This is a genomic window from Paenibacillus sp. LT-B23 (assembly GCF_059417685.1).
Genome location: NZ_JBSQBM010000024.1, coordinates 22,011 through 47,548, shown reverse-complemented (window position 1 = coordinate 47,548; position 25,538 = coordinate 22,011). Strand labels below are relative to the sequence as shown.

Below are 25,538 nucleotides of genomic sequence, written 5' to 3'. Positions count from 1 at the left end.
GGAGGTTACAGGGATGAATAGCCAAGCAGAGGTGCAGATTACCGGGTTTAGCGGGCGTGTGTGGGAAAAGGACCTGCTGGATTGCGGTTACCGGATTTCCTTACACAAATCAGAGGTTGAACTCAGTCCGGGGAATGGATTCCGGTTCACGTTTTCCATGCCGGAAGACGGATTCGCAGAGCTTGATCTGCTCGCCAGATCGGACAGTGATTGGGCTGCTACAGATCGGGAATCCGCTTTCGTGCGCCTCTACCTGAACGAAGCCTATAATCAGGATGTTATTTTGTATTATGGCAGCAGTCAGGGAGTGTACACCCGTTTGTTGGGGTATCTAAAAGAAGGCGATTATGAGGTGTACGCCGAATTTCGTGAGCTGGAATCGGCTCCGCTTGTATCCAGAGCATGGATCGACGGGGTTGAACTGCGCTGTGTGGCTGATTCGTCTCCAAGATCGCTGATTTATCGCCACACCCCACTTTTATACGGTCGCAATCTGGCACATCCCTATGAAAATCGTTTCACAGATACGCCGCTGGTTCTGTTCTATTCGGTGGCAGAGGAGGAAGAACGAACGATCATCGAATATCAGATGATGTTCAGCCATGAAGATGAGGGAACGCCTGCGCCACTGCTTATGAGCAAATGGGGAAGAACCACCGATATCGAATGGATGTACCGCGTCGAGCTGGATGCCAGGGGTAACGTTCTGGAAGCTGTTTTCCAGGGGGCACATCATATTACGACTGCGTTTAATGGCAACTATGATCTGGGCGGGCATCCTGTTCTCCAATCCGCAACAACCAATGGAAACTTTAAGGATGACATTTCATCGGACTATCGTTTTATGCTGCCGCCTGCTTTCCAGTGGAAGCCAGAGGAAGAGCCGCGTGAAGCGGTCATGAGCCGTTTTCCCTTTGCTTATCAGGTCACCGGGTGGGAGATGGAGCGTCAGCAGGAGCTGGAAATGCCGTCACTCGCGTCTTCCATTGCGCTTGCCCACCAGCGTAGCTATGTATTTATCCAGACTTCAAAACGCCCCTTACAGGCTTCTGGCAGTGAATCGTCTCCAGCGTCCAAGCCGGGCTTTAACCGACGCGAGGAAGATGCCTGTGTCGATATACAGCTTCGCCTTCACGGCTCGGAGCAGTGGTATTCATCGTGCCATCATGATCTGCGACTGGGTGATTTCAGGGCCGCTTATGAGGGGGCAGAGTCGCATTTTTCTACCACGATCAAGCTATCTGGAGAGGCTGCGCTTGAGGATATAGCCGAAATTAGAGCCGTATTGCTGGAAGGCGGTGCGGACAGCATGGAAATGGCTGGACTGTATGCTTTTACGTTAAACGAGGATTATCTGCCGCAGTTTCCAGGTATTCGTACGGACTGGGTGATTGAGCTAACGCGGCTTCAACCAGCAGGTATTTTATGGGCAGCAGGCAAAGACGGGGCGGGTGATGGTAATCATACTGTGAATCATATGGTGAACCGTACTGTGGATGACCCGACAAGTCAGGATGGAGATTCATGAGCAGACTATTGTATGTGGAAGGAACGGTCGACAGAACCTGCACCCAGAGCCATATTACGTACTCTTTTCACATCCCACAGCCGACTGACACGATCCGCATTCACTTCTCATACACCCCCAAGTTATTGGAGGATCAAGAGCAGGCGCGAGAAATCATTGAGGAAAGCATGAGCAAATACGGATACGACGAACCGGGTCATTCATCCGATCTGTGGAAGAAGTATATACCGCTGCAAAATTTATTGACGTTGTCTGTCGATGACCCTCTCCGTCACCGGGGAAATGCGCATCGTCCCGAGATGCAGCAGGAGCATTGGCTCGGTTCGTCTGCTGCTTCGCCGGGATTCCTCGCAGGAGATAATCCGGCGGGCATGTGGCGGATTACCGTCAGTTTGCATGCCGTTGTGACCGAGACGCTTGCCTACCAAATTCACGTATCGGGGGAGGAAGCGTTATATGTTTAAATGGATTCCGGCTGAGCTCCACACCCATACGCTTCACAGCGACGGAAAGCAAACGCTGGAGGAGCTTGCCCAAAGCGCAAAAAATCTCGGGCTTGAATGCATCGCTATGACGGATCACAATACGCAGTCGACACTTGCGGATCAGGAACGGGTTCAGCAACAGTTCGGTGTCCCGATCATTTCAGGGATGGAGTGGACGACCTTTTACGGGCATATGCTGACGCTGGGGGTAGAGCGCTTTATCGACTGGCGTGTGCTGGGACCGGATGACATTCATGAGGGGATTCGGCAGGTGCATGAGCAGGGAGGCATTGCCGGGCTTGCCCATCCATTCAGGATCGGAAGTCCGATCTGTACGGGGTGCTTTTGGGAGTACACCGTTCAGGACTGGCATGAGGTCGATTATATTGAGGTCTGGTCGACGCTCATGCCGTCTATTAAACGGGATAGCCAGCGGGCGTTTGCCATGTGGACGGATTTATTGAATCAGGGGTATCGCATCACTGCGGTAAGCGGTCGGGACTGGCATGTATCTAAACCGGATGATGCGCTTCCGGCTGTGACGTATCTGGGCGTTCATGATGAAATAGAACAGCAGGAGAGCCTGGCCGACCAGGCAGTGGAAGCGATCCGCCTCGGTTCGGTGTCGGTTACGATGGGGCCGTTACTGACAATGTCGGCACAGGTTAGGGGCAGTGAAAAGCGATATCACATCGGCGAATGTGTAGAGCTGGCTGTAGAGGATTCATTATCTGTGACGGTGCAATTAGATGTGGAAACGAGAGCAGCCCATTACAACCTTGAGCCTCAGAACCTTCGTCTTCTGCTGACAAGTAGTCAGGGAGTGTGCTCCGAGATTCAGATCCCTGCTCAATCAGGAGAGTATACACTGCCATTACAAGATTACGCAGGGAAGGGCTGGATACGGGCCGAGCTTTATGGCTGTATGGAGGACTGCGTGATGATGATTGCTTTTACGAATCCGATTTATATGGCTTAATACAATAGAAAGGCTGGGCTTCGGACGGTGTCAACAAAACAAGAGAACATTAAGCAGCGTATAGAAGAATATATAGAGGTTAACCAGATTGGCCCGGGGGATCGGCTGCCTTCGGAAGCAGTACTTTCCCAATCCTTTCGTGTCTCGCGTACGACGCTACGGGGAGCTATTCGCCAACTGGAATCGGAAGGCAAGCTGCTGGTAAAGCACGGAAGCGGTACGTTCGCTACTTGCCCGCTGCCGAGTATTCCAAGCTCGCTGGACCGCCTGTACAGCATCGGGGACATGATTCGTTCGGCAGGGTTGCGGGAAGATGAGCAGTTGGAATCTATCCAGAGGATGACGATTTGTCCCCCCGATATTGCCGAACGAATGAGGTTTTCCGAGAATGAGCCCATGATTGTTCTGGAGCGGACTCGCACAGCCGATGGGGAAGCGGTGGCCCATTCTATCAATTGGATGCCGGAGACATTGGCAGGTTCGATTTTGGAGGGCGGGTCTTTTTCGGGTTCGCTTTTTCAAAGCCTGGAACTTAAAGCAGGGGTACGAATCGTTGGCGCGTATTCGGAGCTTACCGTCCCGAGTCATGACGATGCCCATATGACGCGTCTGTTGAAGCATCCGCAGGCCACGGTGTTACTGCTCAAGCAGCTTCATTACGATGAGCTGAACAGACAGGTGTTGTATTCACTGGATTATGTCCGCAGCGACATTTTCCATTTCTGGGTGCGCCGTACACGCTGATCCATGGAAGCATCACATCTACTATCCAATCGTGCTAGTTTTACATATTCCAAGGGTTAAAAATCGTCATATCTCGTCAATACTGATCTATATGCACTTCATGATGATACACATGGCAAGATGCGTATAAGGAGGTAACGGGATATGAGGTGGCTTGGATGGCTGCTTAAAAAAGGAATGACGGTGGTGCTGGTCAGTGCTTTAACGCTGGCGGTAACAGGTGTGGTCGTAAATGCCTATATTCAATCGCTGCTGCGGCAGTTTAACATCCAACTGGATCATCAGCCGGTATGGGGATTGGGCTGGCTGAATGGAAGCTCTGGTACCGATAAAAGTACAGATACGGGAAAAAACAAAGCTACGGGCGGCGGTTCGGAAAGTGTAAAACCGCCTGATGATGCTTTACCTGTCATGGGACAGGGCTTGGAAGCGAACGGAAGCGGCGCAGGAGGCACGGGTACCAGTGGGGCAACGAATGGGAAAACCCCGCAGGATGGCGGTTCTTCGTCGGCTGGTGCATCTGGCAACGCGTCACAGGAACGAGCAGAAGGTACAACTACACCTAAAACGAGTATTGAAGGTCATGACCTGGTCATTACGCCTGATAATTTGACGGAAAAGAAGAATAGCTTACCCGCAGAGCAGAAGCAGGAGATTTTTGCGATTCTGATGAATAAGCTACCGCCGGAGGAAATGCAGAAAATATCAGCCGCGATGGAAGGCGGTCTGACCGAGCAAGAGCTTCAGGATATTCAGCAGGTGCTTGCCAAATATTTGACCAAAGAGGAATACAACAAGCTGATGGGTATGCTTAAATAGACATGCTCACAACAGGACTGTGGAATCCGCGCCGAGCGCGGATTTTTTTGCGTGTCAGGAAGGATCTGGGGTGCAGTTGAATTCTTTGTAAAAGCTATGTTAAAGTAAACAGTGTCGCGAAAAGGTTAAAATTTTGAAACCTTTTACGTAACTATGCAATGATAGATAGCGACTAATATCATAGATGCTTGTGAATACAGGCTGGATTCATAGGGTGAAAGACCAATAACGAACGCATTTATATAGAGACAAGATATGCTGAAAAGGAGAGAATCATGGAGGTTTTGAAGGAGAAGCATTCACCAGACAGCATGAATGAAGATTCGAGCATGGAAGACAAGCCTGCTGGGAAAGCGGGAAAAATAGCAAAGTGGTGGAGCGGACAGAGAAAATGGTTGAGCTGGACCGCAGGCGGCGTGGTGATTGCAGGCAGTCTTATTTTTGCTGGCAATCAATATGTCGGGGCGAATACGGTTCCTTATTATAAAGTGTATGTAAAGGGTGTGGAGGTCGGAAGCATCCTCAATGAGCAACAGCTAAATCAACTGTATGCAACGAAGAGCAAGCAATATAAGGACAAGTATCCCGGTGTGGACATGGTGCTCAATACGAGCGCGGTAACGACAGGCATTGAAAAGGCGTATAAAGTGGATATCGACAGCGGAGCAACACTGAAGAAGCTGGACGGTATGCTGACTGCGTATGCCAAAGGGGTAGAAGTAAAGGTCAATGGCCAGACGGTCGGTATTGTAAAGGATAAAGCGACTGCGCAGGCGGCTTTGAAGCAAGTGCAGAAGAAATACACACCTGCGGGTGAGGGCACGGCTACAGGCATCAAGGGGCTGGTTCGCAAAACATCCGTGGGCAGCAGTCATGCAAGTGCCAGTAGCAAAGCCCCTAAAGCATGGCTGGAGTCAGCCAGTATTCGTGAGAAAATTGCATATGAGCCTGTAAAAGCAGATCCGAACAAGGTGCTGACCGAGGCAGAAGCGGTTAAAGCGCTGACCGAAGCGCGTGAGGCGCCCGTAACGTACACAGTACAGGAAGGCGATTCCTTGTCGTCGATTGCGAATAAATTTAATATGACCGCTTGGGAGATTAAGCAGAACAATCCCGGCTCGCGTGAGCGGTATCTGCAAATCGGGGATGAACTGAAGCTCACGGCTCCAAAGGCTCCGGTTACGGTCCGGACGGTGGAGAAGGTGGTCGAGCAGATTGCCATTGAGCCTGAGATTGAGGTTCGCCAAAGTGATGAACTAAAAGCAGGAGTTACCAAGGTTGTCAGACCGGGACAAGCAGGGTTGAAGGAAATGGATTACCGTCTGACCAAGGAGAACGGCGAGGTCGTGCAAGAGGAATGGCTCGGTCAAAAGGTATTGCAGCCGTCTGTTTCCGAGGTGGTTCTGAAAGGAACGAAGGTCGTAGGTGAAGGCTCGGGACAGTTCGCTTGGCCGGTGTCCGGCGCAACGATGTCGAGCAGCTTTGGCGCACGCTGGGGACGTATGCATGAGGGTGTCGATTTGGTCGGCAGTCCTGACATCCACGCATCGGATGAAGGTGTAGTTACATTTGCAGGTCAGCAGAATGGCTACGGCAATGTCATTATGATCGATCATCGTAACGGCTACCAAACGGTGTACGGGCATTTGAGCAGCATTGGCGTTCAAGTGGGACAGGTGGTTCAGCAAGGCGAGTCGATCGGAGTTATGGGTAACACAGGACGCTCGACAGGAACACATTTGCATTTTGAAATTCGTAAAGACAATACGCCACGCAATCCAATGACGTATTTAAGATAGATGGATCGTTTATAACGATGAGTTATTGATGATTCATGAGGATAAGGGGGAAGGCCATGTTTTTCTGCATGCTTAACAGTAGTGCGGGCATGGCTTTTTTGTGTAAGAAAAAGGGGCTGGACAAGTAATGGAATGGCGTGTGGGTATGGTAGAATAGAATAAGCAGCTTATGGACACTGACAAACGAAAGTTAATATATAACATGATCCGTAGGAAGAGGTGAGCGCTGTATGCAGGGAACGATTCTGGTGGTGGATGATGAACAGCCTATCGCTGATATTTTGAAATTTAATTTGGAAAAAGAGGGCTATCAGGTGATTTGCGCCTTCGATGGAATCAGCGCGGTGGATATCGCGGTCAAGCAGCAGCCTGACCTGATTCTGCTCGACCTAATGCTGCCGGGGATGGACGGCATGGACGTGTGCCGCGAGGTGCGCGGGCATCAGCTCCAGACGCCGATTATTATGCTGACTGCCAAAGACGGCGAAATCGACAAGGTGTTGGGACTGGAACTGGGCGCAGATGATTATGTGACGAAGCCGTTCAGCACACGGGAATTGCTGGCGCGGGTGAAGGCACAGATGCGCAGACAGCAGCGCGGCGGGGCAGGCACGTCGGAAAGCCGTTCGCAGGAAGAGAAGCAGGGGCTGCGCGTGGCGGACCTCTTTTTTGATACGGATATGTATACAGCTTACAAAAACGGTACACCGCTCGATCTGACGCACCGGGAGTATGAGCTTCTGTATTATATGGCGAAAAATGCGGGGAAGGTCATGACGCGGGAGCATTTGCTCCAGGCGGTGTGGGGCTTCGAGTACTATGGGGATGTGCGGACGGTGGATGTGACGATCCGGCGGCTGCGCGAGAAGATTGAGGAAAACCCGAGCAAGCCGGAGACGATCCTGACGCGCCGTGGACTCGGATACATTATTAGCGGGGGCAAAGGTGGCCTGCGGGCATGAGATGGCTGTCTTTCTTTCGTACGATTCATGCGAAGCTGATCATTATTTATGTGCTGTTGATTTTGGTGGCGATGCAGCTGATCGGGGTCTATTTTGTCAGCTCGATGAAGAACTCTCTGACGAGTAACTTTACACAGGACTTGCAGGCACGGGCGGAAATGCTGTCCGTGCTGGCAGAACAAGATCTGAGCGGCAGTGACGGTAAAATGGAGGAAGACAGTGTAGAAAGTTTGCGTGCACGCGTGAATAATCTGTTTGATTTCAGCGGCGCAGAAATTCAGGTGCTGGATGCCAGCGGTAAGGTGCTGATTACGTCCCAAGGATCCCACGCCGATTATGTCGGACGCAAGAATACGCAGACGGTGGTCAGCCGCGCACTCCAGGGTATCCGTGACAACGAGGAATACATGGTGGACGAGGATAATGTTCGCAAGAAGGTCGTTGCCAAGCCCGTCATCAGCCAAGGCAAGATTGTCGGCGCAGTGTATATCGCTGCCTCCATGACTGAGCTGTACGATACGATGAAACGCATTAACAATGTGTTTCTATCAGGCATGCTCATTGCATTGGCGTTGACGGCTGTGCTGGGCGTGGTGCTGGCGCATACGATTACACACCCGATCAAGGTGATGACGCGTCATGCGACAGAGGTTGCCGAGGGCAAATTCGACCAGCAGATGCCTGTGTTTGGCGACGATGAGATCGGCAGGCTCAGCGTGGCCTTTAACTATATGACAGGCCGCTTGCGCGAGGCGTTGTCGCAAAATGAAGAGGAGAAGGAAAAGCTCTCCTCCATCTTGACCAACATGAGCGACGGAGTGGTCGCTACAGATGACAATGGCCGGGTTATTCTGGTCAACCGCCGGGCCAGTGCGATGCTGGGCGTGAACGAGAACGAAATGACCGGCAGACATATCGCGGTGCTGCTCGGTATCGACCCGGAGGAAACCGAGGCCCTGTACAGCGGTTCTTCGGCTTCCACGCTGTTACAACTGGAGCCCGCGGGTCAGGACGAGCCGATCGTTATCCGCGTGACGTTCACGCCGATTCATCGGCGTGAATTCGGCATCACGGGAACGATTGCAGTGCTTCAGGACGTGACGGAGCAGGAGGAAATGGAGACGACACGGCGGGAGTTCGTAGCGAATGTATCGCATGAGCTACGCACCCCGTTGACGACGATCCGTAGCTATGCCGAAGCGCTGGATGACGGGGCAATGGGTGAACCGCAGCTCGCGGAGCGTTTCGTAGGCGTGATCCGCAACGAGACGGAGCGTATGATCCGGTTAGTTACGGATTTGCTGCATCTGTCGCGGCTGGATTCCAATGAATCGCCTTTGCGGATGCAGCCTGCGGATGTGATGGAAATGCTGGACGAAGTCGCAGATCGATTTTCTTTTCAAATGAAGCAAAAGAATATCCGGTCTGGAATGTTCGTGGAGCAGGGGATCGGCAAGGTCGTGATTGACCGGGATCAAATTGAGCAGGTGTTGGACAATCTGATGTCCAATGCTTTGAAATATACGCCGGAGGGCGGAAATATTCGAATTGAAGCTCGCCGTAATAGTGAGGGAATGCTGGCTATTTCGGTTCAGGATACCGGAATCGGGATTCCGAAAAAGGATTTGGACCGGATTTTTGAACGGTTTTACCGTGTGGACAAGGCCAGATCACGCAATATGGGTGGCACAGGCTTGGGGCTATCGATTGCCCGGGAAATTGTAAAGGCGCATGGGGGCCAGATTTTTCTGGAGTCAGAATATGGTCAGGGAACTTGTACGACCTTTACGCTACCCATGTCGGGTGAAGGGAGGGAAGCACAGTGAAGGAACGTTTGAAGTCATGGGCGCTTATTTTGCTGGTTGCTTCCAGCCTCGTACAGAGTTATTTTCTGATTTATCGCCTTCCAGGCAGTGATTCTGTACTTACTTCAGAGACAAACTATGTCAAAACCGAGAGCATGGGACAGGAGAAAAAGATTGAAAATCTCGTGTTTCCCGATAAAATGCTGATTCACCAAGGGCAAAACAAGCACATCGTTTTTTATCCGGGAGTTGCTTTCTATGATTTGATTTTTAAACGGCTGGAAAGCCGGAGCTTTAACAGCTTTCAACGTCGGAGTATCCAGTCGGCGGATTGGGCGCGGATTCGCAGCGAGAATGAGGGTATGGAATTGTCCTTTTCGGGGGGCGTCCCTGTTTCACTGCTGGAGAGGGTCATGCGTCTGACGCCGGATTCGGTATTTCAGGGAGAGACGATTAACCGTATCTGGATCTATATAGATGAAAAAAATGCCAAGCCGCATGCTCTCTTTTTCAGTGCCAGAGGCGATGTGGTGTATGAGGCGAATCAGTTCGATATGACGGTGGAGGATATCCGGCAGCATGTGAATTTCGGTAAAAATGCCCCGTTGTACGAGCTGGTGGATAATCAGTATTACATTCCCGCAGATAACCTGGAGACGGTGCAGCCAGTGGTATATGCCGGGTTGTTCACGACAGAGCAGATGCAGCGGAATTTATTTTTCGATCCGGGGATTACGCGTAATATTCAGGAGAAGGATGGTTCCCAAATTTATACAGACAGCAAGCGCAGTCTGCAAATCAAGCAGGATCAGCGATGGATGAGCTATACCGATCCCAGCGCCCCGGGGGCGAGCGGAAGCAGCCCGATTAGGGATGTGTTGGCCGCAGTTGATTTTGTAAATCAGCATGGCGGTTGGGATGCTTCTTATCAACTGAAAATCAGAAGCAGCGATGAAAATCGTACAAGCGTGCTGTTTCAGCAGTATTATGGGGCTTATCCGGTGCTAGATACGCCATCCTTCCGGTTTGGCACGATTTTGTTGGAAATCCAGCAGGAAACGGCATCCGTCTATGATCGTTCGCTGTTGTATCTAAAGGGCGGCGAACAATCCTCGAAAAAGGTTATGCTTCCAGGCGGCGAAACTTTGAAGAAGCAGTTGGAAGCTGTAGCCAAAGGGAAAACGATTAGAAATCTGACCCCTGTATATCAGCCGGAGCTGACCAATGATGGGTTAAAGCTCGTTCCCGAGTGGCGGGTTACGTTGGGCGATGGTTCAGTGGCAGAGATTCACGCTGTGGCCGTAACAGCGACAATGTCGAGTACACCGCAAACACAGCAATCTCAGGAGTCAAAGAAGTGACCATATAGGCTTATGGCAGAAAGGGGGAACGGGAATGGATTGGAGCCGCGCGAAAAACGTACTGATTTGTACATTTTTGCTGCTCAATGTAGTGCTGGGGCGCCAGTTGTGGAATGATGCGCAGGAAACGGCAGGGCCGAATTTGGATTTTACTTCATTGGATGAAAATACGCAGCGTTTAATGGAAGAAAAGAGCATTCAGGTGCTGGCTCCGATTCCCGGGGATACCCCGCAGCTGCCCAAGCTTTCCTACACGTATGTTCATAGTGGGAAAAAGGATGATCGCGTGCAGCTGGCAAAGCCGGTAGACAGCAAGCTTGTATTCACTCACGATTCGCTGGTTGAGGCATTACAGCCGCAAATCAAGGATATCGACAACTACCAGTATGATCCACTGGATGTACAGGAAGAGCCGGCATCCGGACAGACGGACGCTTTTGTACTGCATCCGTTGGTACAGGATAAATGGCCGCTGTTTAATGTGAAGCTGGCCCTGTTTTACAGCAATCAGAAGATTACAGGATATCGCAAAATTCAGGTCGATCTCCAGCCCTCGGATGAAGCGAAGAAAATGCTGCCCGCATCCAAGGCGCTGGCACGGTTGATTGACAGTTATTTGCCGCGTGATGCGATTGTGAAGGATATTCGGCTTGGTTATTACGGACAAACCTTTAACTCGGATAGCCAGGTAGCTGCGCCTGTATGGCGGTTTATGCTGGATAAGGGGCAAGGCGTGTATTACGTGCAGATGAATGGAGATGTCATAAGTCCAAAGACAGAACAAACAGAAGGGTCTTGAACAAATATGGGGATTTCATTTACCGTGCTGTCGAGCGGTTCGACCGGCAACGCCACCGTTGTCCGGAACGAAGACACGACATTACTCATCGACGCAGGTCTCAGCGCGAAGCGTATTGATGAATTGCTAAAAGAACGCGATCTGAGCGGAGAAGAGTTGGATGGTATTTTGGTCACACATGAGCATTCCGATCATGTTAAAGGACTAGGCGCCATGGCGCGTAAATATAATTTACCTGTGTATGCGAATGAGAAGACATGGTTTGCCATCAGTAATGCCGTTGGGCAGATTGCGGACGATAACCGCAGAATATTGGAGACAGGCGGAACACGGGAATTTGAATCGTTGCGTGTAGAGTCTTTTGGCATATCCCATGATGCGGCTGAGCCGGTAGGCTATAGCTTTTACGATGGGGCAGAAAAGCTCAGTGTAGCCACTGATCTCGGCTATGTCAGCGACAAGGTGAAGCAGGCCATTTCAGATGCAGATGTATTGGTATTGGAGTCTAATCATGATGTGGAAATGCTGCGCATGGGGCGTTATCCATGGAACATCAAGCGCCGTATTCTCAGCGATATCGGTCACTTATCCAATGAAATGGCGGGCGCGATCCTTAGCGAGCTGCTGACAGGGCGGACGAAGCGAACGTATTTGGCGCATTTGAGCCGCGACCACAATATGATGGAGCTGGCAAAGCTGACGGTGCGCGGGGCGATGGAAGACCGCGGCTGCTTTTACAAGGACAGTGAGTTCCGATTGTGTGATACGTATTATGACCGTCCTACACCGTGGGATAAGGTGAGTGAGTCATAAAACTGTCCAGCTCAGCGGCTTTGCGTTCTACCTCTTCGCGGGTCACAATGCCTTTGTCCACCAGTAGCTCAATGAGTGTACTTAACGCCAGAGTGTTGCGGTAATGCTCGTCTTTCAGATCCGCAAGCTTGGCAGCCATACGAACTTCATCCATAGCTGAGCGATGTTGATTCATCATACATTCCTCCTGTTAAAATATTTGAAAAATGGCGTGTGATCAGCTTGGTTTTGCTGGTTGCTGTGATACAATAAAGCTAACAACTGAAAGCTTTCTGAAAGAAGGCTCGTATCGGAAGCATAAGCTGTTACAAGCGAACGGGAACAGGCCAGAACGTCTCTATGAGACGATCATTTTGTAATAGAATAGAAGACTTGTTACTATTGTAGTCAATTGATTTGGAAATCATTCCTCCTTTTTCCTCTATTCGGAGTGGATTGCGGCGTGTATGCTGGTTAATGAGATCAGGATGCTTAGGGAGGCCCCATTTGTGGTGATTAATAAGTAGGTTGAAATGATCTGCTGTTTCAATCATGGGGGATATTCAATCCATTTTGGCGTTCAAACGGAGCGAGTCTCTGTAGCATAGGTTGGCGCAAGCCCGAATAGCCCTAATTTTTTAGTGAGTGTCGGTGCATGACAACGAAGGGGAGAGGATTAGCATGGGCTTGTTTGATGACGATTTTTATTCAACGAGGGTATCCACGCGTGCGGCCAAAAAAAAGGCATTCAAGGCACGTCGTGGAGGACAGGGACGATGGCCGCACAGGAACCGGGGCGTGAGTCCGGTGCAGGCCGCTGTCATTAGCGGTGCAGTTAGTGCGGTGGTTGCGGTGCTACTGTTCAGCTTTATTACAGGTCTGCCCTCCACGACAGCGGTAACCGGAGCAAGTCATTATCCCATGCGCCAAGCGGCGGGTGATCCGTATGACCGAATTGTGCAGGCGGCAGCCAAGGTGCGTCCGGCCGTCGTCAGCATCGTGAACCTGAAAGGGGAAGACGGTCATAGCACGGAGCCGTCGGCGCTTGGATCGGGTGTTATTTTCCGGATAACTTCTGGCAAAGCCTTCATTATGACTAACAATCATGTGATTGAAGGCTCGGATGATCTGGAGATTGTAACTGTGGATGGTGTCAAAAAAGAGGCGAAGCTGATCGGCAAGGATCGCATTAGCGATATCGCAGTGCTGGCGGTAGACGATAAGGGCATTAGCACAATAGCGGATATCGGTGATTCCAGTAAACTTCGTCTGGGCGAGACCGTGATTGCCATTGGTAATCCGCTTGGCTTGGGCGATACGCTCACCTCCGGCATTGTGAGCTATACGAATCGGATTATTCCCATTTCCATTAATCAGGATGGCGTATATGACTGGGAACAGCATGTCATCCAGACCGATGCAGCAATTAATGAAGGAAACAGCGGCGGTGCGCTGGTCGATCTGGACGGACGTGTGATAGGCATCAATACGATGAAAATTGCCGATACCGGTGTGGAGGGACTCGGCTTCGCGATTCCGGCCAATGAGGTCATGAAGACGGTGAATGAACTGGTTGAGGACGGCAAGATTACCCGTCCTTATCTGGGAGTATACACAGTTGACCTCAATAATGAGTATGCTCCGCTGGATGAAACACAGCGCAAGGAACTCAAGTTGCCTGACACCGTAAAGGACGGAGCGGTTGTTCTGGAGGCGCACGGCCCTGCCAAGGAGGCAGGATTGAAGCTGAACGATGTTATTACCGCGTTCGATAGTGAACCGATTAACTCCACGCTTGATTTGCGCCGCTACTTGTACGATAACAAGAAGATTGGCGATGAGCTGAAAGTTACCTTTTACCGGGCAGGCAAGGAAGAATCCGTGACGTTGAAATTAACAGATAAGCCGGAAGGCTAAGGTTTAATTTATAGGCATAACTATAAAAAAGGCGTTCTCCGGATCATTTTCCAGAGAACGCCTTTTCAGTTTGTCAGTTGTATTTTAGGTTAGGATGCCGTTCCCGTCACACGGGTTCCGCTCTTGGTAATCTTGTATGTTACCACATCGCCGCTCCAGAAATGGAACTTCAGTGTGACTTCGCCATCTTTGACACTGTTAAAAAATTCAGGCAGCAGCTTGATGCCATTCGCATCATACGCAGGGGCAAAGGTGTTGCCAAATTCCTTATACGGTGTCCAATCCTGCGGACCGGCATTGCCGCCATTGGTATAAACAGCTTCCATTGTGGCAAGCTGGCTGCCACGGAAGTCCGTTGGAATGGCAAAGGTTTGCGTAGTACCCTCGGTTGCGCTTAATTTTGGTGTATCATACACGACTACTTTAAAATTCCAGTCTGCCCCCTTGTTGAACTTGACGTTAATCACCGCATTCTCACCATATTTACCGGAGGTGGTTAGGCTGGTGAGCAAGCTGGCCTTCAAGGTTAATGTTTCTCCGCTCAGTGTGTAGTCGGTGCCCTGTTTCAGTTGCTTGTTGTTGGCGCTTAGTGTGCTCAACTGATTGCCGTTCAGGTTTAAAGTGACCGTGACATCCTGAACGGAAGTGCCTTTCTTCAAGTGAATGAGGTCACTGACTGCATTGGAGGAACGTCCTTTTAAGCTGGATTTCATGACATTAAAGAGTTCAGGATCGGACCACTTGTATGTTGTGCGGTTAAAATGCTGGCCATTATCCCAGAGGATGCCTGTTAATTTTTTCTCTTTCATATAATAGGTCAAAAACTCAAAGAATTTCAGCTTTTCGCCTTGTTCAATAACACCTGTATTTTTATCGAAGCCGAGCAGGCCGTATTCACCGACGATGACCGGGATACCCTTGGCTACAAATGTGTTATAGGCGTTATCAAAGGTTTGAATAATATCGTTTTTGGTATCCTTTTCAAATGTAGTATATCCCGCAATATTTACACTGAAAGGCCAATAGCCGTAATAGTGAATGGTCGCAATCAGGTTGGGATCGTTCAGCTTGGTTATCGTGTTGTACAGCTCGTTGATTTTGTTCTGGGCAGGTGAAGTATCCAAGCCGGGCAGAACAAGTGGGCGGGTTGCATTATTACCACCGGAGGCGCGGACGATTTTGTGGAAGGAAACATTCAGTTCTTGGAGCATCTGGTTCATTTTCACTTCATCCGTCGTTCCTCCTTCGGAGAAACGGGGTTCGTTAATGCTCTCGAACATCAGCTTGTTCGGCTGATCTTTAAAGCGATTGGCAATTTGTGTCCATAATGCGTTATAACGAGCCAGTACTTCATCATGCTTTGGCTCCATACTGCTTACCCATAACCACGAATCATGATGGACATTGAGCATGACGTACAGATTGGCATCCAGTGCCCAGCGGACGACTTCTTCTACACGGTTCATGTAGGCAGCGTCAACGGTATAATTCGGTGCAGCTCCGATGTGTTTATCCCAGGTGACGGGAATACGAATGCTTTTGTATCCTTGGGCAGCAATTTGCTTGATCAGTGCCTGAGTAATGCGTGGATTGCCCCAGGCAGTCTCATCTGCCCCGACAGCATCCAGAGAATTGCCCAGATTCCATCCGGGTTGCATGGCTTCGACATACGATTGCATACTGCTGGCGGCGGTGGCTTGTGGTGCTTGTCCTTCAGATTCAGCAGCGGCGGCAACGGACGCGAACGTGGATAACAACAGAGTAATGGCAAGGGTCAGCGACAGCAATGAAACGGGTCTTCGTTTTAACATAACAGGCAGGCCCCTTTACAAAGTTATTTTTGAAAGCGCTTTCCAATAAAACACTATCATACTATTTCAGTAAGGAATACCTGTAAAATTCATGTAAAAATCATGTGTAAATTAGATATTTTATCATTGTAAACGTTATTATTGATAATAAGAGGGAATTCGCGTAGAATTTATTGTCCTACGAGGAAAGCAGATTAGCACGGTTTAGTCAGTACAGAAGGGAGAATGAACTGGATATGAACAAGTGGGACACGGATGAGGCCATTCGGCGCTGGAATATGCATGCAGAGAATTTTACCTCCAGATACACTGAAGAAGGGGATCGCTCTCGCGAAGTGCTGTTGAATCCTGCATTACAAGAATGCATGGGCACCCTCGCGGGTAAAAAAGTGCTGGATGCCGGGTGTGGTGAAGGTTATCTGAGCCGTAAAATGGTCAGGGCGGGTGCGCTGGTGGAAGGTGTCGATTATTCGCCGGAAATGCTGGAGCTTGCAAGAAAGCGGACACCGTCAGACTCGGGCATTACGTATCATCACGGTAATCTGGAGAAGCTGGAGATGTTCGGGGATCAGAGCTTTGATCTAATCGTTTCAAACATGGTCATACAGGACCTGGAGGATTATGAGCAGGCGATTGCGGAAATGCGGCGGCTGTTGGTGCCAGGGGGCAGCTTTATTTTTTCTATATTGCACCCGTGCTTTCAGACACCAGAGAGTGGATGGGTAAAGGATGAGGCAGGGAAAAAGCTGTATTGGAAAGTAAACCGTTATTTCAGTGAAGGCGCATTGGAGCAAGATATGCCTTATGATCAGGAGGAAAAGCTTCTGTACTTCCACCGCACGCTGGGCAGCTACGTACAGGCCATTATTGGAGCGGGTCTGCTGTTGGAAGGCATGATCGAACCGAAGCCGTCCGCAGAGATGCTGGAGCGATATCCGGATTTCCGCGAGGGCCTGAACGTCAGCTATTTTCTCATTTTTAAAACCAAGCGTCAGGGATAGGAATCAAGCCCTTTTCTTTCCGCGTTAAGTGTGGTAGAACAAAAGAAGGCGTTTGTAACAGACACCAAACAACTGGAAGAGCTTCATACGGAAAGGGATGCAACTGGGATGTACGTGGTATGTAAAGAGCATGTGGAACTGGCAATTGATATGTTCGTCGATGAATACGAGGATGCACCGGATGTCGTCGATCTCAAGGAAACGAAATTTTCGGATTGGGACCCTCCAGTGAAGTGCAAGGAATGTGAGCAGAAAGCGGAATTTTTAGTCGTCTAAAAAACAAGCACGGGCGTTTCGGGCAGAAACGTCCTTTTTGTATACTAGGATTTTGCAAAATCCTCATACATATAGCTATACTTATTCCCAACAGGTGCTGAGACAGGAGTGAACGATGGATGGACCCTTTGCTGCATTCACTGTTTCGTCCGATTCAGGTCAATGGAAGTGATTCTTCTACAACCTATATCGAAAAAAGGCCGTCTGCTCCGCTGAGAGCTTATGTCGCTTGCTATTGGGAGTCCGGTCCGGTTACTGGAGAGGTTTTGGAGGGGAATCTGGGTGTTTCGTGTGGTAACGAAGCTACATTAAGCTTGTCAGGTGAAGAAGCGGTGGATCGGGTATTACCTGACGGCTGTACGGATATTCTATTAAAATACAACCCGGTGAGTAAGCGTCAGGAAATCTCGTACTGCGGGACGTTTACACATCCGTTCGTGTCTGCCAGACAAGCAGGTACCGAGACACGCATTTTTGCTGTGCGATTTTTTCCGGGCGGAGCACATTATTTTCACGGCATGCCAACTCATCTGTTTACAGGTGGACACTTCCGCTTGGAAGATATCTGGCCCGAAAGCATCGCGGTCATAGGTGAGTGTATTTTTGAGGCGCAGGATTTTAATGAACGGGTGCGCATCATGGATGAGTATCTAAATCAGCTTTTGCTGCGCCAAGGGACGAACGATTGTGACCTGATGAAAAATCTGCTGCATCGTATTTTTGTAAGTAGTGGGAGTATGAGTGTTAAAGAGCTAGCAGAGCGCGAAGCGATCAGTGAAAGACAGATCAATCGCAAGTTCGGGCAATGGATCGGGATCAGTCCCAAAAAGTTCAGTGAAGTCGTCCGCTTCCAGAGCGTTCTGCAAAGTATTCAAAGCGGTGACCCTCTGGATTGGACGGAGCTTGCGTTGGAGCACAGCTTTTTCGATCAGGCCCACCTGATTCGTGATTTTCGCAGGTTCTATGGAGATTCTCCGCTTACTGCCGCAAAGGATTTTCGCAGGGTGTCCGATTTCTACAATACACGTCCTGAGGCTTCCGTTATACTCAAAACATGAAGAAGAATGACAAAGGAGAGATGAGAACATGAGTGGAACGCTGCAAATTCGGGAACATCTGCTGAATGAGCTGGAGACTGGAGTACGAACAGGTGAAGCCCTGATCCGTAAAATACGTCCAGAGGATTGGAGCTTTCGTCCACAGGACAATTTCCGCTCACTTTTGGAGCTAGTACATCACTTTGTGCTTATTCTAGCTTCGGATCTTGCGATTATGCAGGAGAAGTCTGAGGGTGAAGTGGGAAGCATTGAAAACAGCCTGTCCGGGGTAGAAGATCCCGAGCACTTGGCTTCGACTTTCAGGCAGAATTTTGAGGCTTATAAGGCTTACATTCTTTCGCTTAGCGAAGACGATTATCTGAACCGTTCGACGAAGGCCTTTTATATGGAGCATGGACATTTGCAGGTTCAATGGCAGATTGAGACCTTGACCCATGTGTTCCATCATCGTTCGCAGATTTATAATTATCTGAAGCAACTGGGACATGAAGTGAGCTTTTTTATGTTGTATGCTTGAGTATTTTTTATAAAAAGGTTTGGAGGGCACCTGTGCGGTGCTCTTTTTTGAATGTAATTAAGCATTTCTGAGATGGTATGGCTCTACTCAAACGCGCGCGAAACATCTTTACTAACTCGTCTGAGAATCCCGATTTGCTTTTTATTCAATCTGCTGGTCAACGCAACAAACTCATCTATCGCCTCTTGCCGAATAGTTTCGTCTGTAGTCATATGTTCTCTGGAAAACATTAATTCACTGATAGACACGTTTAAGGCGGTTAATACCTTCTCTAAGGTATCAATGGAAAAGTTTCTTTCGCCACGCTCTACCGATCCGATATACGCATCATCCAATCCTGAAAGTTCCGCAAGTTGTTGCTGTGTTAATCCCTTAGCCTTCCGAATTGCTCTAATTCTTTCTCCAACTGAATTTCGTAATTTTGTCATATAACCACCTCATAACAAGGTTATGGAAGATGAAGTGTAAAAGTCAGGTAGAAGAAAATTGTTCAATTCTTTTTTTGTTGTAACTCAACTAAACCAACAATATTTTTAGTTATAGTAGTAAGAATTTCGAGCTCTGTTGTTTCTCTTGAATTTATGAGTAACATAAGTTCATTTATGATTTCTTTTCGTTCAGTATTTTCATCGAATTGGAAAAGTTCAAAGGGTGGAACTTTTAACGCTAAAATTATTTTTTCCAACGTCTCCAATGAAATATTTCGATCTCCGCGTTCTACCCCGCCAATATAACTGTAATGAAGTCCTGCTGCTTCCGCCAATTGTTCCTGTGTCCATCCTTTAGCTTTTCTTAGTTCTCGTATCCGATTTCCGACGCTTTCTGGTAAACTCATGTAATCACCTCCACTTAAGGTTAGAAGAGGATAGAATATCGTTACAGACCATCTTATACAAAATAAAATCATTAAAAACTGTACTTTTAAGTACTTTTTATATTGACCTCCATTCTCGTTTTCTATACAATTGGTTGTAAATGGAAATGTAAGGAGGGACTTTTCTTGAGAACTTCTATCCTAAAATCACTCAAACCTGACATCATTGTTGAAATGCTGGAGATGGCTGTGGCTTTTGAAAATTGGAAGAAGGTGATGGAGACGGCAGATATTTTGTACCAATGTGTACAGCGTATCTATGAAGAACGACAGTATCATAAAGCAATGGAATTACCCATTCCGCATGTCAATTTAGAACGTCCGTTGGTATATTATTTTGGGCTCAGTCACCTGATGTGTGGAATGGCTCACCAGAACCAGGGTACATATGAGCAGGCAAGGGAGTGTATCTATAAGTATGCTGAGCTGGGGTGGATGGAGGATTTAAAGGAAGAAGACATTCAGGTTGTCGAGGAGTTCAGGTTTTTAGCCAAAACTAATTTATATGCAGTAGATATTTTGTCTGGAAATATAGAGCTGCTCGAGGAATACGTAGCCTTTTTGCAGGAAAATCTAGAGGAAATATTATCGGGGCTGAATACCATATTACAGGCAGCGCTTATGTATCATTTGGATGTAGGAGATATTTTACATACGTTTGCAGAGCAGATTGATGAATTCGGGAGTTATGAAGACGCAGAGAACGTATCTTACTATTATAGCTACTGCTATCACTTGGCTTTGTACTATCGGAAGTGTGGCAGATTACAGGATGCAGTGGGACTTACTGTGCGGGCGATGCAACTAGCCGATCAGTCGGGCAATGATGGTCAATTTAAGAAATGTACAGCATTGTTTGAATCACTGCGTGAGTCAGCGACAGCGGAACAAATCAGCCAATATCGACAGATGCTAATGCAGAGTCTTGATGAATACGAAACGGATAGGCATTTCATTGTGAAGAGCGTAAATGAATGATCCGCTATGATCTGAACAGGGAATAGGCTCGTTGTGGAGAGGAAATAGATAGGTAAGAGGCGTTTCAGGTGCTAAAATAACTATGTTAAAGGTTTCTTTTCATGTTAGGGATCGTAAATGCGATTTTACATTATCATTCGACATAGATAGGGGTATGGAATTTGTTTATTCAGCTTATAGGTGTTGGCAAGTTAAAAGAAAAATATTTGGTCATGGGGATTCAGGAATACGCTAAACGGCTAGGCCCATACATCAAGTTTCAAATGATCGAGGTAGCGGATGAAAAGGCTCCCGATACACTGAGCGAGGCGGAGGTTCGACAGGTCAAGGAGCGAGAGGGCGAGCGTATCCTTGCTCATGTGAAAAGTGAAGCACATGTTATTGTGCTCGCCATCGACGGCAAACTCTGGAGCTCGGAAGAACTCGCAGAGGAATTGGACAAGCTCGGCACCTACGGTACAAGCCATGTTGTCTTCGTCATTGGCGGCAGCCATGGTCTCTCTGACGAAGTCCTCCGTCGCGCCCAGCAGAAGCTGAGCTTCGGAAGGATGACTTTGCCGCATCAGCTGATGCGATTGGTGCTGGTGGAGCAGATTTATCGGGCGGTGAAGATTAATCGGGGGGAACCGTATCATAAATAAGGGCGAACTATATTATTGCGATTTCACTACTAGGTTTGGCTCTGCCAAACCTAAAATATCCACAACAGTAGCTCCATCTCTTCTGTACAATGAGGAAGTTAATCTGAAAGAAAAATGCTCAGTACCTTTTTTGGCTACAGGGATAATGGTCACAGACGTACAACCTTCGTCATGGACATACGAATATAGCACTGCTATAATGGACGTATGAACACATATGACAAAATATTGGCAGCTGCTCTTAAGGTACTCGAAGAGGAGGGTGGAGCCCAATTTTCGACGCGAGCCGTAACTGCGATCGCGCAGGTTACGGCTCCTACACTCTACCACCATTTTGGAAATGCCGATGGACTTCTAAGTGCAGCTATAGTGGAAGCATTCAAACAGTTATTTGAAAGCAAGATTGCCGCAGTGGAGTCCACCATTCCAGAGATGGCTCTTCGTCAAGGATGGGATGACTATGTCCGCTTCGCGGCAGCCCGTCCTCGGATTTATGCGGCGATGATGGGGCGGTTGCTCGAGGGCGCCCATATCGAGGCGGCAGATCATTCGTACCAAGCACTAGTGCAAAATATTCAGGGAGTCGCCGCCGAAGGCAAACTGGCTGTGTCAGCCCAGGCTGCGGCAGATCTGGTCTGGGCTTCCGCCAATACGGCCTCTTGGCTCTATGTGACGGCCCAGATCCGTAAGGCACCCCCACCCCAACCCGACGTCGTTGATCTCATTCGGGAAAGCGTAATGCAGATCATTTTGATCCAAAGGCCGAACGCCGATTCAAAATGAGGGATTCGATGACAGAGCCTGGAGACTCCAGGCACAGCCCCAATTTAGAAGACGCATAAGAAAGATCGCCTATCCAACCTGGACCTCCAGAGGATGGCGATCTTTTTATGTTTGGAGGATGCGAGCATTAGTTCGCTTGGATTTGTGTTGTGTGATAAGTGAAATGTGGTACGCCGAGTGCATCACGCAACGCCCGCTAAAACGATGTTCAGACCGCAGGGCAACACTTTAGAAAATATATAGCACCGCTATATACAACTTTGTATAGCGGTGCTATAATACCGGTATAGCGGTGCTATATCGTGATCCATATCTTATCAAACCTAGGAGGGTTACTATGTCATTCAAAACTCAAGAACTGGTCGTCGTCACAGGTACGTCCAGCGGTATCGGTAGGGCTACCGCGGAGCAGCTCGCCGCTGAAGGATTTCACGTTTTGGCGGGGGTTCGTCGTCAGGAAGACGCCAACAAAATCAAACGCAAAAATATCGAGCCGGTGATCGTCGATGTTACCAATATCGACACACTAAAGGCGCTGGCCGAACGGGTGGAGCAAGATCCGCTTGGTCGCCCTTTGCGGGCAGTGGTCAACAATGCCGGCATCGCCGTTAATGCACCTCTTGAGATGGTTCCGCTCGATGAATTTCGCCGCCAGATCGAAGTCAGCGTGATCGGACAGGTCGCGGTTATTCAGGCACTCACCCCGGCGTTATTGAACAGCGGCGGACGCGTGGTCAATATCGGCTCCGTTGGCGGCAAGGTCTCCATGCCCGGATTCGGAATTTACTCGGCTGCGAAGTATGCGATGGAAGCGATCAATGACAGTCTTCGCAGGGAGATGTCCTCGTTTGGATTCAAGGTTATCATGATCACTCCGGGTGGTGTCAGCACTGGCCTGTCGGAGCAAGGGATTACAACAGCGGAGCGGCTGGCCAAGTTGATGACGCCGGACCAGCACCGACGCCATGATCGTCTTTTTGACGCCGTGAAGGCTCAGGCTGAAACGTGGGCAAAGGACGGTATCCGCCCTGAGAAAGTGGCAGCAGTGATTTCACGCGCAATCCACGAAAGAAAGCCACGCACCCGCTATACGGTCGGTCGCGATTCGGCACTGCTGACCCGACTGGTCCGTATTCTCCCAGACAAACTCCTCGACCGGATGCTCCGCAGCCAGATGAAGCTGCAGTAACGGGCAGTTTCACGAATTCTCTTGGACAGAAAGCTAAAATGGGGGAATGAAATATGCCACAAAACAAGTTTGAACATGCCATTATTGTAGGTGGATCTTTAGGTGGTCTAATGATGGGGCTTGCGTTATCTCGTTCTGGTTATACAGTTACCATTCTTGAACGTGCAGATTCATCATTAAGAAATGGTGCTTTTATTCGTTTACAAACAAAGCCTTATAGTAATAGTGAAATTGAACGAGAATTAAGACACTTGGCATCCAATGGTAACAACAATGTTGAAGCCTGGTCAGCCATTCAAGAACGTTTGCGCAATGCGGTTGCTAAAGAACCTGGTATTACCCTTCAGCACAATACACGAATTGTTAGTGTTGGGCAAAATGAATCATCTGCTTGGGCTACCAGTGAAGAGGAGCAGACGTTTAAAGGTGACTTTTTGATTGGCGCAGATGGATATCGCAGTATTGTCCGCCGCTATTTAAACCCTGATAAACCATTTGCAGATTATGCTGGCTATCTGGTTTGGGTAGGGAAGGTGGACGAAGAACTGCTGCCAAAGAAAGACTGGGAAAAACGGAAACTTTCGAGCGCTTATTTCAACAATAGTGCTGCCGGTACACTGACAACTGCGGTGATGCCAGGTATAGAGGGGGGGACCAATCCTGGCCAGCGATGGATAGGTTTTTGCTGGTTTGATCATTCGCATAATCAATTGCTGTCTGAGTTAGGGGTGTTAAAGGACGGGGTTGCCCAGCATTCCTTATACGGTGGAGATATTCCGGATTCGCTACTGGAAGAACTATCACAAACCAGCCAAGCAAATTGGAATAAAGAAGATGATGCAATTTTGCAAATCGCGATTAAGGACCGCAGTTTAATCGGGGCACCTGTTAATGAATACATCCCTAATATATTGTCAAAAGGAAGAATAGCCATGATCGGCGATGCAGCTCATACCATGTCACCAATGACTGGCGCAGGCTTTAATGACTCACTTGATGATACGGTTGCCATTATGGACTCCATTAAACAGTATCCGAATTCGATAACAAAAGCTTTGGGTGAATACCAAACACGTCGTTTAGATGTGGTTCGTCAAGATGTTCTTGGGGGCCAAGGCTTTAATCGTTCTTTTGGACGATTATAACAGCATTAAACTAAGCCATTGATACACTGGAATTTCAAGCATAAACGGGGAATTCCCCCATTTGAGAAAACGGTAAAGCAAAAAATACGAAGTATTTATAAATTAGGAGGAATTAGTATGAACGATACAAAGAACCCTTACGTTACTGTACTCTGGGAGGCGAGAGCTAAGGCAGGGAGAGAAGCCGAGATGAAGGCATTCATGACTGCTGCTGTCACCCCGTCGCGCAACGACCTGGGCAACATTGACTACGAGGCTCACGAGGTAGAAGGCCAGCCTGGCACATTCATCATCTACGAGCGCTGGGAAAACCGGGATGCCCTCGATCGGCACCTGAGCGCCCCCCGGATGCAGGAACTGGTGCCCCAGCTCTTAGAACTGATGGAGGGATCCATTGAGGAAGGGATTCGACTCCTGCAGCCGTTCCGCCCAGCGCAGTAAAACGCAACACCGAGCGGAACTCATTAAGTTCTGCCGGAAAGCGTGAGAGATATTTTCGTGAGCGGTTAAAGACTTTAGTGGAGGAGGCAAAACGTTGGCAACGATCGATGATTTTGCAGCACTAGATATTCGTGTCGGAACGATTAAGGAAGCGGAGTTTTTTGAAGAAGCAAAGATCCCTGCGATAAAGCTTAAGATTGATTTTGGACCAGAGATCGGGATGAAATCCTCAAGTGCACAAATAACTAAGCGTTACAAGGTTGAGGAAATTGTAGGAAAGCAAATTATAGGAATCGTCAATTTCCCTCCTCGGCGCATTGCGGGATTCAAATCGGAGGTATTAGTTTTGGGAGGAGTCCCGGAAAAAGGAGATGTTATTCTATTAAAGCCGGATACTGAAATACCTAATGGTACTCCTATTGCGTAAGCTATTGCAGTAAGCTTGAACAGAAAAGAGGATGTACGCTTACGAATTCTCGGATTGGGGCCGCCGACCAAGTGCGCTGAATGCGACGAGAATGCGGAGTACCTGATGGTCTGACCATCACCGCATAGGGGTATGAATAAGATAAAATGAGACGAGTCCTGCGGATGCGGGGCTTTTTGGTGTGAGTGAAGAAGAAGATTGGTCAGCGACTTATCACATATTAGGGAATAAGTGGGCGTGTTATACTTGACATTAACTTTGCTTAACATAGTACCGGAAGAGGTGGAAACATGTAAGTCTTAGCCACAGAATACAATATTCGAATTATCCCAATAAAATATAACGCAGCCTGCTATACGTCCGATATGGCCGGTTGCCGGGATACGTATAGCATCGCTTGTGTTTAC

The 25,538-nt window shown here is 48.8% G+C and carries 27 protein-coding genes; 23 read left to right on the top strand and 4 right to left on the bottom strand.

Annotated elements, in window-relative coordinates:
* The first annotated feature begins 13 nt into the window (after positions 1-13).
* The 11 genes from ACWXW9_RS24130 (at position 14) to ACWXW9_RS24080 (ending at position 12,094) form a co-directional block, all read left to right on the top strand.
* The gene (locus ACWXW9_RS24130; protein WP_494931511.1) at positions 14-1,528 is read left to right on the top strand and encodes a hypothetical protein; all 1,515 of its coding nucleotides are present in this window, start codon (positions 14-16) and stop codon (positions 1,526-1,528) included.
* Entirely contained in the window at positions 1,525-1,992 is a 468-nt protein-coding gene (locus ACWXW9_RS24125) for a hypothetical protein (protein ID WP_494931510.1), read from the top strand. The genes ACWXW9_RS24130 and ACWXW9_RS24125 overlap by 4 nt, the downstream gene beginning before the upstream one ends.
* Entirely contained in the window at positions 1,985-2,992 is a 1,008-nt protein-coding gene (locus ACWXW9_RS24120) for a CehA/McbA family metallohydrolase (RefSeq protein ID WP_494931509.1), read from the top strand. The genes ACWXW9_RS24125 and ACWXW9_RS24120 overlap by 8 nt, the downstream gene beginning before the upstream one ends.
* A 27-nt stretch (positions 2,993-3,019) precedes the next feature.
* The gene (locus ACWXW9_RS24115; RefSeq protein ID WP_494931508.1) at positions 3,020-3,736 is read left to right on the top strand and encodes a GntR family transcriptional regulator; all 717 of its coding nucleotides are present in this window, start codon (positions 3,020-3,022) and stop codon (positions 3,734-3,736) included.
* Positions 3,737-3,880: 144 nt separating this feature from the next.
* Positions 3,881-4,555: a hypothetical protein gene (locus ACWXW9_RS24110; protein ID WP_494931507.1), complete on the top strand. Its 675-nt coding sequence runs from the start codon at positions 3,881-3,883 to the stop codon at positions 4,553-4,555.
* A gap of 275 nt (positions 4,556-4,830) precedes the next feature.
* The gene (locus tag ACWXW9_RS24105) at positions 4,831-6,354 is read left to right on the top strand and encodes a peptidoglycan DD-metalloendopeptidase family protein (protein ID WP_494931506.1); all 1,524 of its coding nucleotides are present in this window, start codon (positions 4,831-4,833) and stop codon (positions 6,352-6,354) included.
* A 230-nt stretch (positions 6,355-6,584) separates the two neighbouring features.
* The gene (gene yycF, locus ACWXW9_RS24100; protein WP_014278963.1) at positions 6,585-7,316 is read left to right on the top strand and encodes a response regulator YycF; all 732 of its coding nucleotides are present in this window, start codon (positions 6,585-6,587) and stop codon (positions 7,314-7,316) included.
* Entirely contained in the window at positions 7,313-9,142 is a 1,830-nt protein-coding gene (walK, locus tag ACWXW9_RS24095; protein WP_494931505.1) for a cell wall metabolism sensor histidine kinase WalK, read from the top strand. The genes yycF and walK overlap by 4 nt, the downstream gene beginning before the upstream one ends.
* Positions 9,139-10,482, top strand: coding sequence for a YycH family regulatory protein (locus ACWXW9_RS24090; protein WP_494931504.1), 1,344 nt, complete (start codon positions 9,139-9,141; stop codon positions 10,480-10,482). The genes walK and ACWXW9_RS24090 overlap by 4 nt, the downstream gene beginning before the upstream one ends.
* A gap of 34 nt (positions 10,483-10,516) precedes the next feature.
* The gene (yycI, locus tag ACWXW9_RS24085; protein WP_494931503.1) at positions 10,517-11,281 is read left to right on the top strand and encodes a two-component system regulatory protein YycI; all 765 of its coding nucleotides are present in this window, start codon (positions 10,517-10,519) and stop codon (positions 11,279-11,281) included.
* A gap of 6 nt (positions 11,282-11,287) precedes the next feature.
* The gene (locus tag ACWXW9_RS24080) at positions 11,288-12,094 is read left to right on the top strand and encodes an MBL fold metallo-hydrolase (RefSeq protein WP_134911794.1); all 807 of its coding nucleotides are present in this window, start codon (positions 11,288-11,290) and stop codon (positions 12,092-12,094) included.
* On the opposite strand, the gene ACWXW9_RS24075 is transcribed toward ACWXW9_RS24080, so the two are convergent.
* Complete coding sequence (locus tag ACWXW9_RS24075) at positions 12,063-12,269, bottom strand: hypothetical protein (protein WP_192513255.1); 207 nt, start codon at positions 12,267-12,269, stop codon at positions 12,063-12,065. The two genes, ACWXW9_RS24080 and ACWXW9_RS24075, sit on opposite strands and share 32 nt — an antisense overlap.
* A 485-nt stretch (positions 12,270-12,754) precedes the next feature.
* Between ACWXW9_RS24075 and ACWXW9_RS24070 the strand changes: the two genes are divergently transcribed.
* Complete coding sequence (locus ACWXW9_RS24070) at positions 12,755-13,990, top strand: S1C family serine protease (RefSeq protein ID WP_494931502.1); 1,236 nt, start codon at positions 12,755-12,757, stop codon at positions 13,988-13,990.
* Positions 13,991-14,079: 89 nt separating this feature from the next.
* On the opposite strand, the gene ACWXW9_RS24065 is transcribed toward ACWXW9_RS24070, so the two are convergent.
* Positions 14,080-15,801 (bottom strand): cellulase family glycosylhydrolase, encoded by a 1,722-nt coding sequence (locus ACWXW9_RS24065; protein ID WP_494931501.1) that lies wholly within the window; start codon positions 15,799-15,801, stop codon positions 14,080-14,082.
* 236 nt (positions 15,802-16,037) lie between these two features.
* Between ACWXW9_RS24065 and ACWXW9_RS24060 the strand changes: the two genes are divergently transcribed.
* From ACWXW9_RS24060 to ACWXW9_RS24045, 4 genes are all read left to right on the top strand, one after another.
* Positions 16,038-16,802, top strand: a complete 765-nt coding sequence (locus ACWXW9_RS24060; RefSeq protein WP_494931500.1) for a class I SAM-dependent methyltransferase — start codon at positions 16,038-16,040, stop codon at positions 16,800-16,802.
* Between the two features lie 108 nt (positions 16,803-16,910).
* Positions 16,911-17,078: a CxxH/CxxC protein gene (locus ACWXW9_RS24055; RefSeq protein WP_081750721.1), complete on the top strand. Its 168-nt coding sequence runs from the start codon at positions 16,911-16,913 to the stop codon at positions 17,076-17,078.
* 119 nt (positions 17,079-17,197) lie between these two features.
* Positions 17,198-18,136 (top strand): DUF6597 domain-containing transcriptional factor, encoded by a 939-nt coding sequence (locus tag ACWXW9_RS24050; protein WP_494931499.1) that lies wholly within the window; start codon positions 17,198-17,200, stop codon positions 18,134-18,136.
* 28 nt (positions 18,137-18,164) lie between these two features.
* Positions 18,165-18,653 carry a DinB family protein gene (locus tag ACWXW9_RS24045; RefSeq protein WP_494931498.1) on the top strand — a complete coding sequence of 163 codons (489 nt, stop codon included), beginning with the start codon at positions 18,165-18,167 and terminating at the stop codon, positions 18,651-18,653.
* Between the two features lie 83 nt (positions 18,654-18,736).
* On the opposite strand, the gene ACWXW9_RS24040 is transcribed toward ACWXW9_RS24045, so the two are convergent.
* Entirely contained in the window at positions 18,737-19,081 is a 345-nt protein-coding gene (locus tag ACWXW9_RS24040) for a helix-turn-helix domain-containing protein (protein WP_494931497.1), read from the bottom strand.
* Positions 19,082-19,143: 62 nt separating this feature from the next.
* Complete coding sequence (locus ACWXW9_RS24035; RefSeq protein ID WP_494931496.1) at positions 19,144-19,488, bottom strand: helix-turn-helix domain-containing protein; 345 nt, start codon at positions 19,486-19,488, stop codon at positions 19,144-19,146.
* Positions 19,489-19,653: 165 nt separating this feature from the next.
* Between ACWXW9_RS24035 and ACWXW9_RS24030 the strand changes: the two genes are divergently transcribed.
* The 7 genes from ACWXW9_RS24030 (at position 19,654) to csaA (ending at position 25,131) form a co-directional block, all read left to right on the top strand.
* Positions 19,654-20,505 (top strand): DNA-binding protein, encoded by an 852-nt coding sequence (locus ACWXW9_RS24030; protein ID WP_494931495.1) that lies wholly within the window; start codon positions 19,654-19,656, stop codon positions 20,503-20,505.
* 161 nt (positions 20,506-20,666) lie between these two features.
* Positions 20,667-21,146, top strand: coding sequence for a 23S rRNA (pseudouridine(1915)-N(3))-methyltransferase RlmH (rlmH, locus tag ACWXW9_RS24025; RefSeq protein WP_013312768.1), 480 nt, complete (start codon positions 20,667-20,669; stop codon positions 21,144-21,146).
* A gap of 207 nt (positions 21,147-21,353) precedes the next feature.
* Positions 21,354-21,929 (top strand): TetR/AcrR family transcriptional regulator, encoded by a 576-nt coding sequence (locus ACWXW9_RS24020; RefSeq protein WP_028540960.1) that lies wholly within the window; start codon positions 21,354-21,356, stop codon positions 21,927-21,929.
* A 337-nt stretch (positions 21,930-22,266) separates the two neighbouring features.
* Positions 22,267-23,118 (top strand): SDR family NAD(P)-dependent oxidoreductase, encoded by an 852-nt coding sequence (locus ACWXW9_RS24015; RefSeq protein WP_494931494.1) that lies wholly within the window; start codon positions 22,267-22,269, stop codon positions 23,116-23,118.
* A gap of 53 nt (positions 23,119-23,171) precedes the next feature.
* Positions 23,172-24,263, top strand: coding sequence for an FAD-dependent monooxygenase (locus ACWXW9_RS24010; RefSeq protein ID WP_494931493.1), 1,092 nt, complete (start codon positions 23,172-23,174; stop codon positions 24,261-24,263).
* Positions 24,264-24,380: 117 nt separating this feature from the next.
* Positions 24,381-24,704 (top strand): putative quinol monooxygenase, encoded by a 324-nt coding sequence (locus ACWXW9_RS24005; protein WP_025720756.1) that lies wholly within the window; start codon positions 24,381-24,383, stop codon positions 24,702-24,704.
* 94 nt (positions 24,705-24,798) lie between these two features.
* Positions 24,799-25,131 (top strand): chaperone CsaA, encoded by a 333-nt coding sequence (csaA, locus tag ACWXW9_RS24000; RefSeq protein ID WP_063211748.1) that lies wholly within the window; start codon positions 24,799-24,801, stop codon positions 25,129-25,131.
* Positions 25,132-25,538 lie beyond the last annotated feature (407 nt).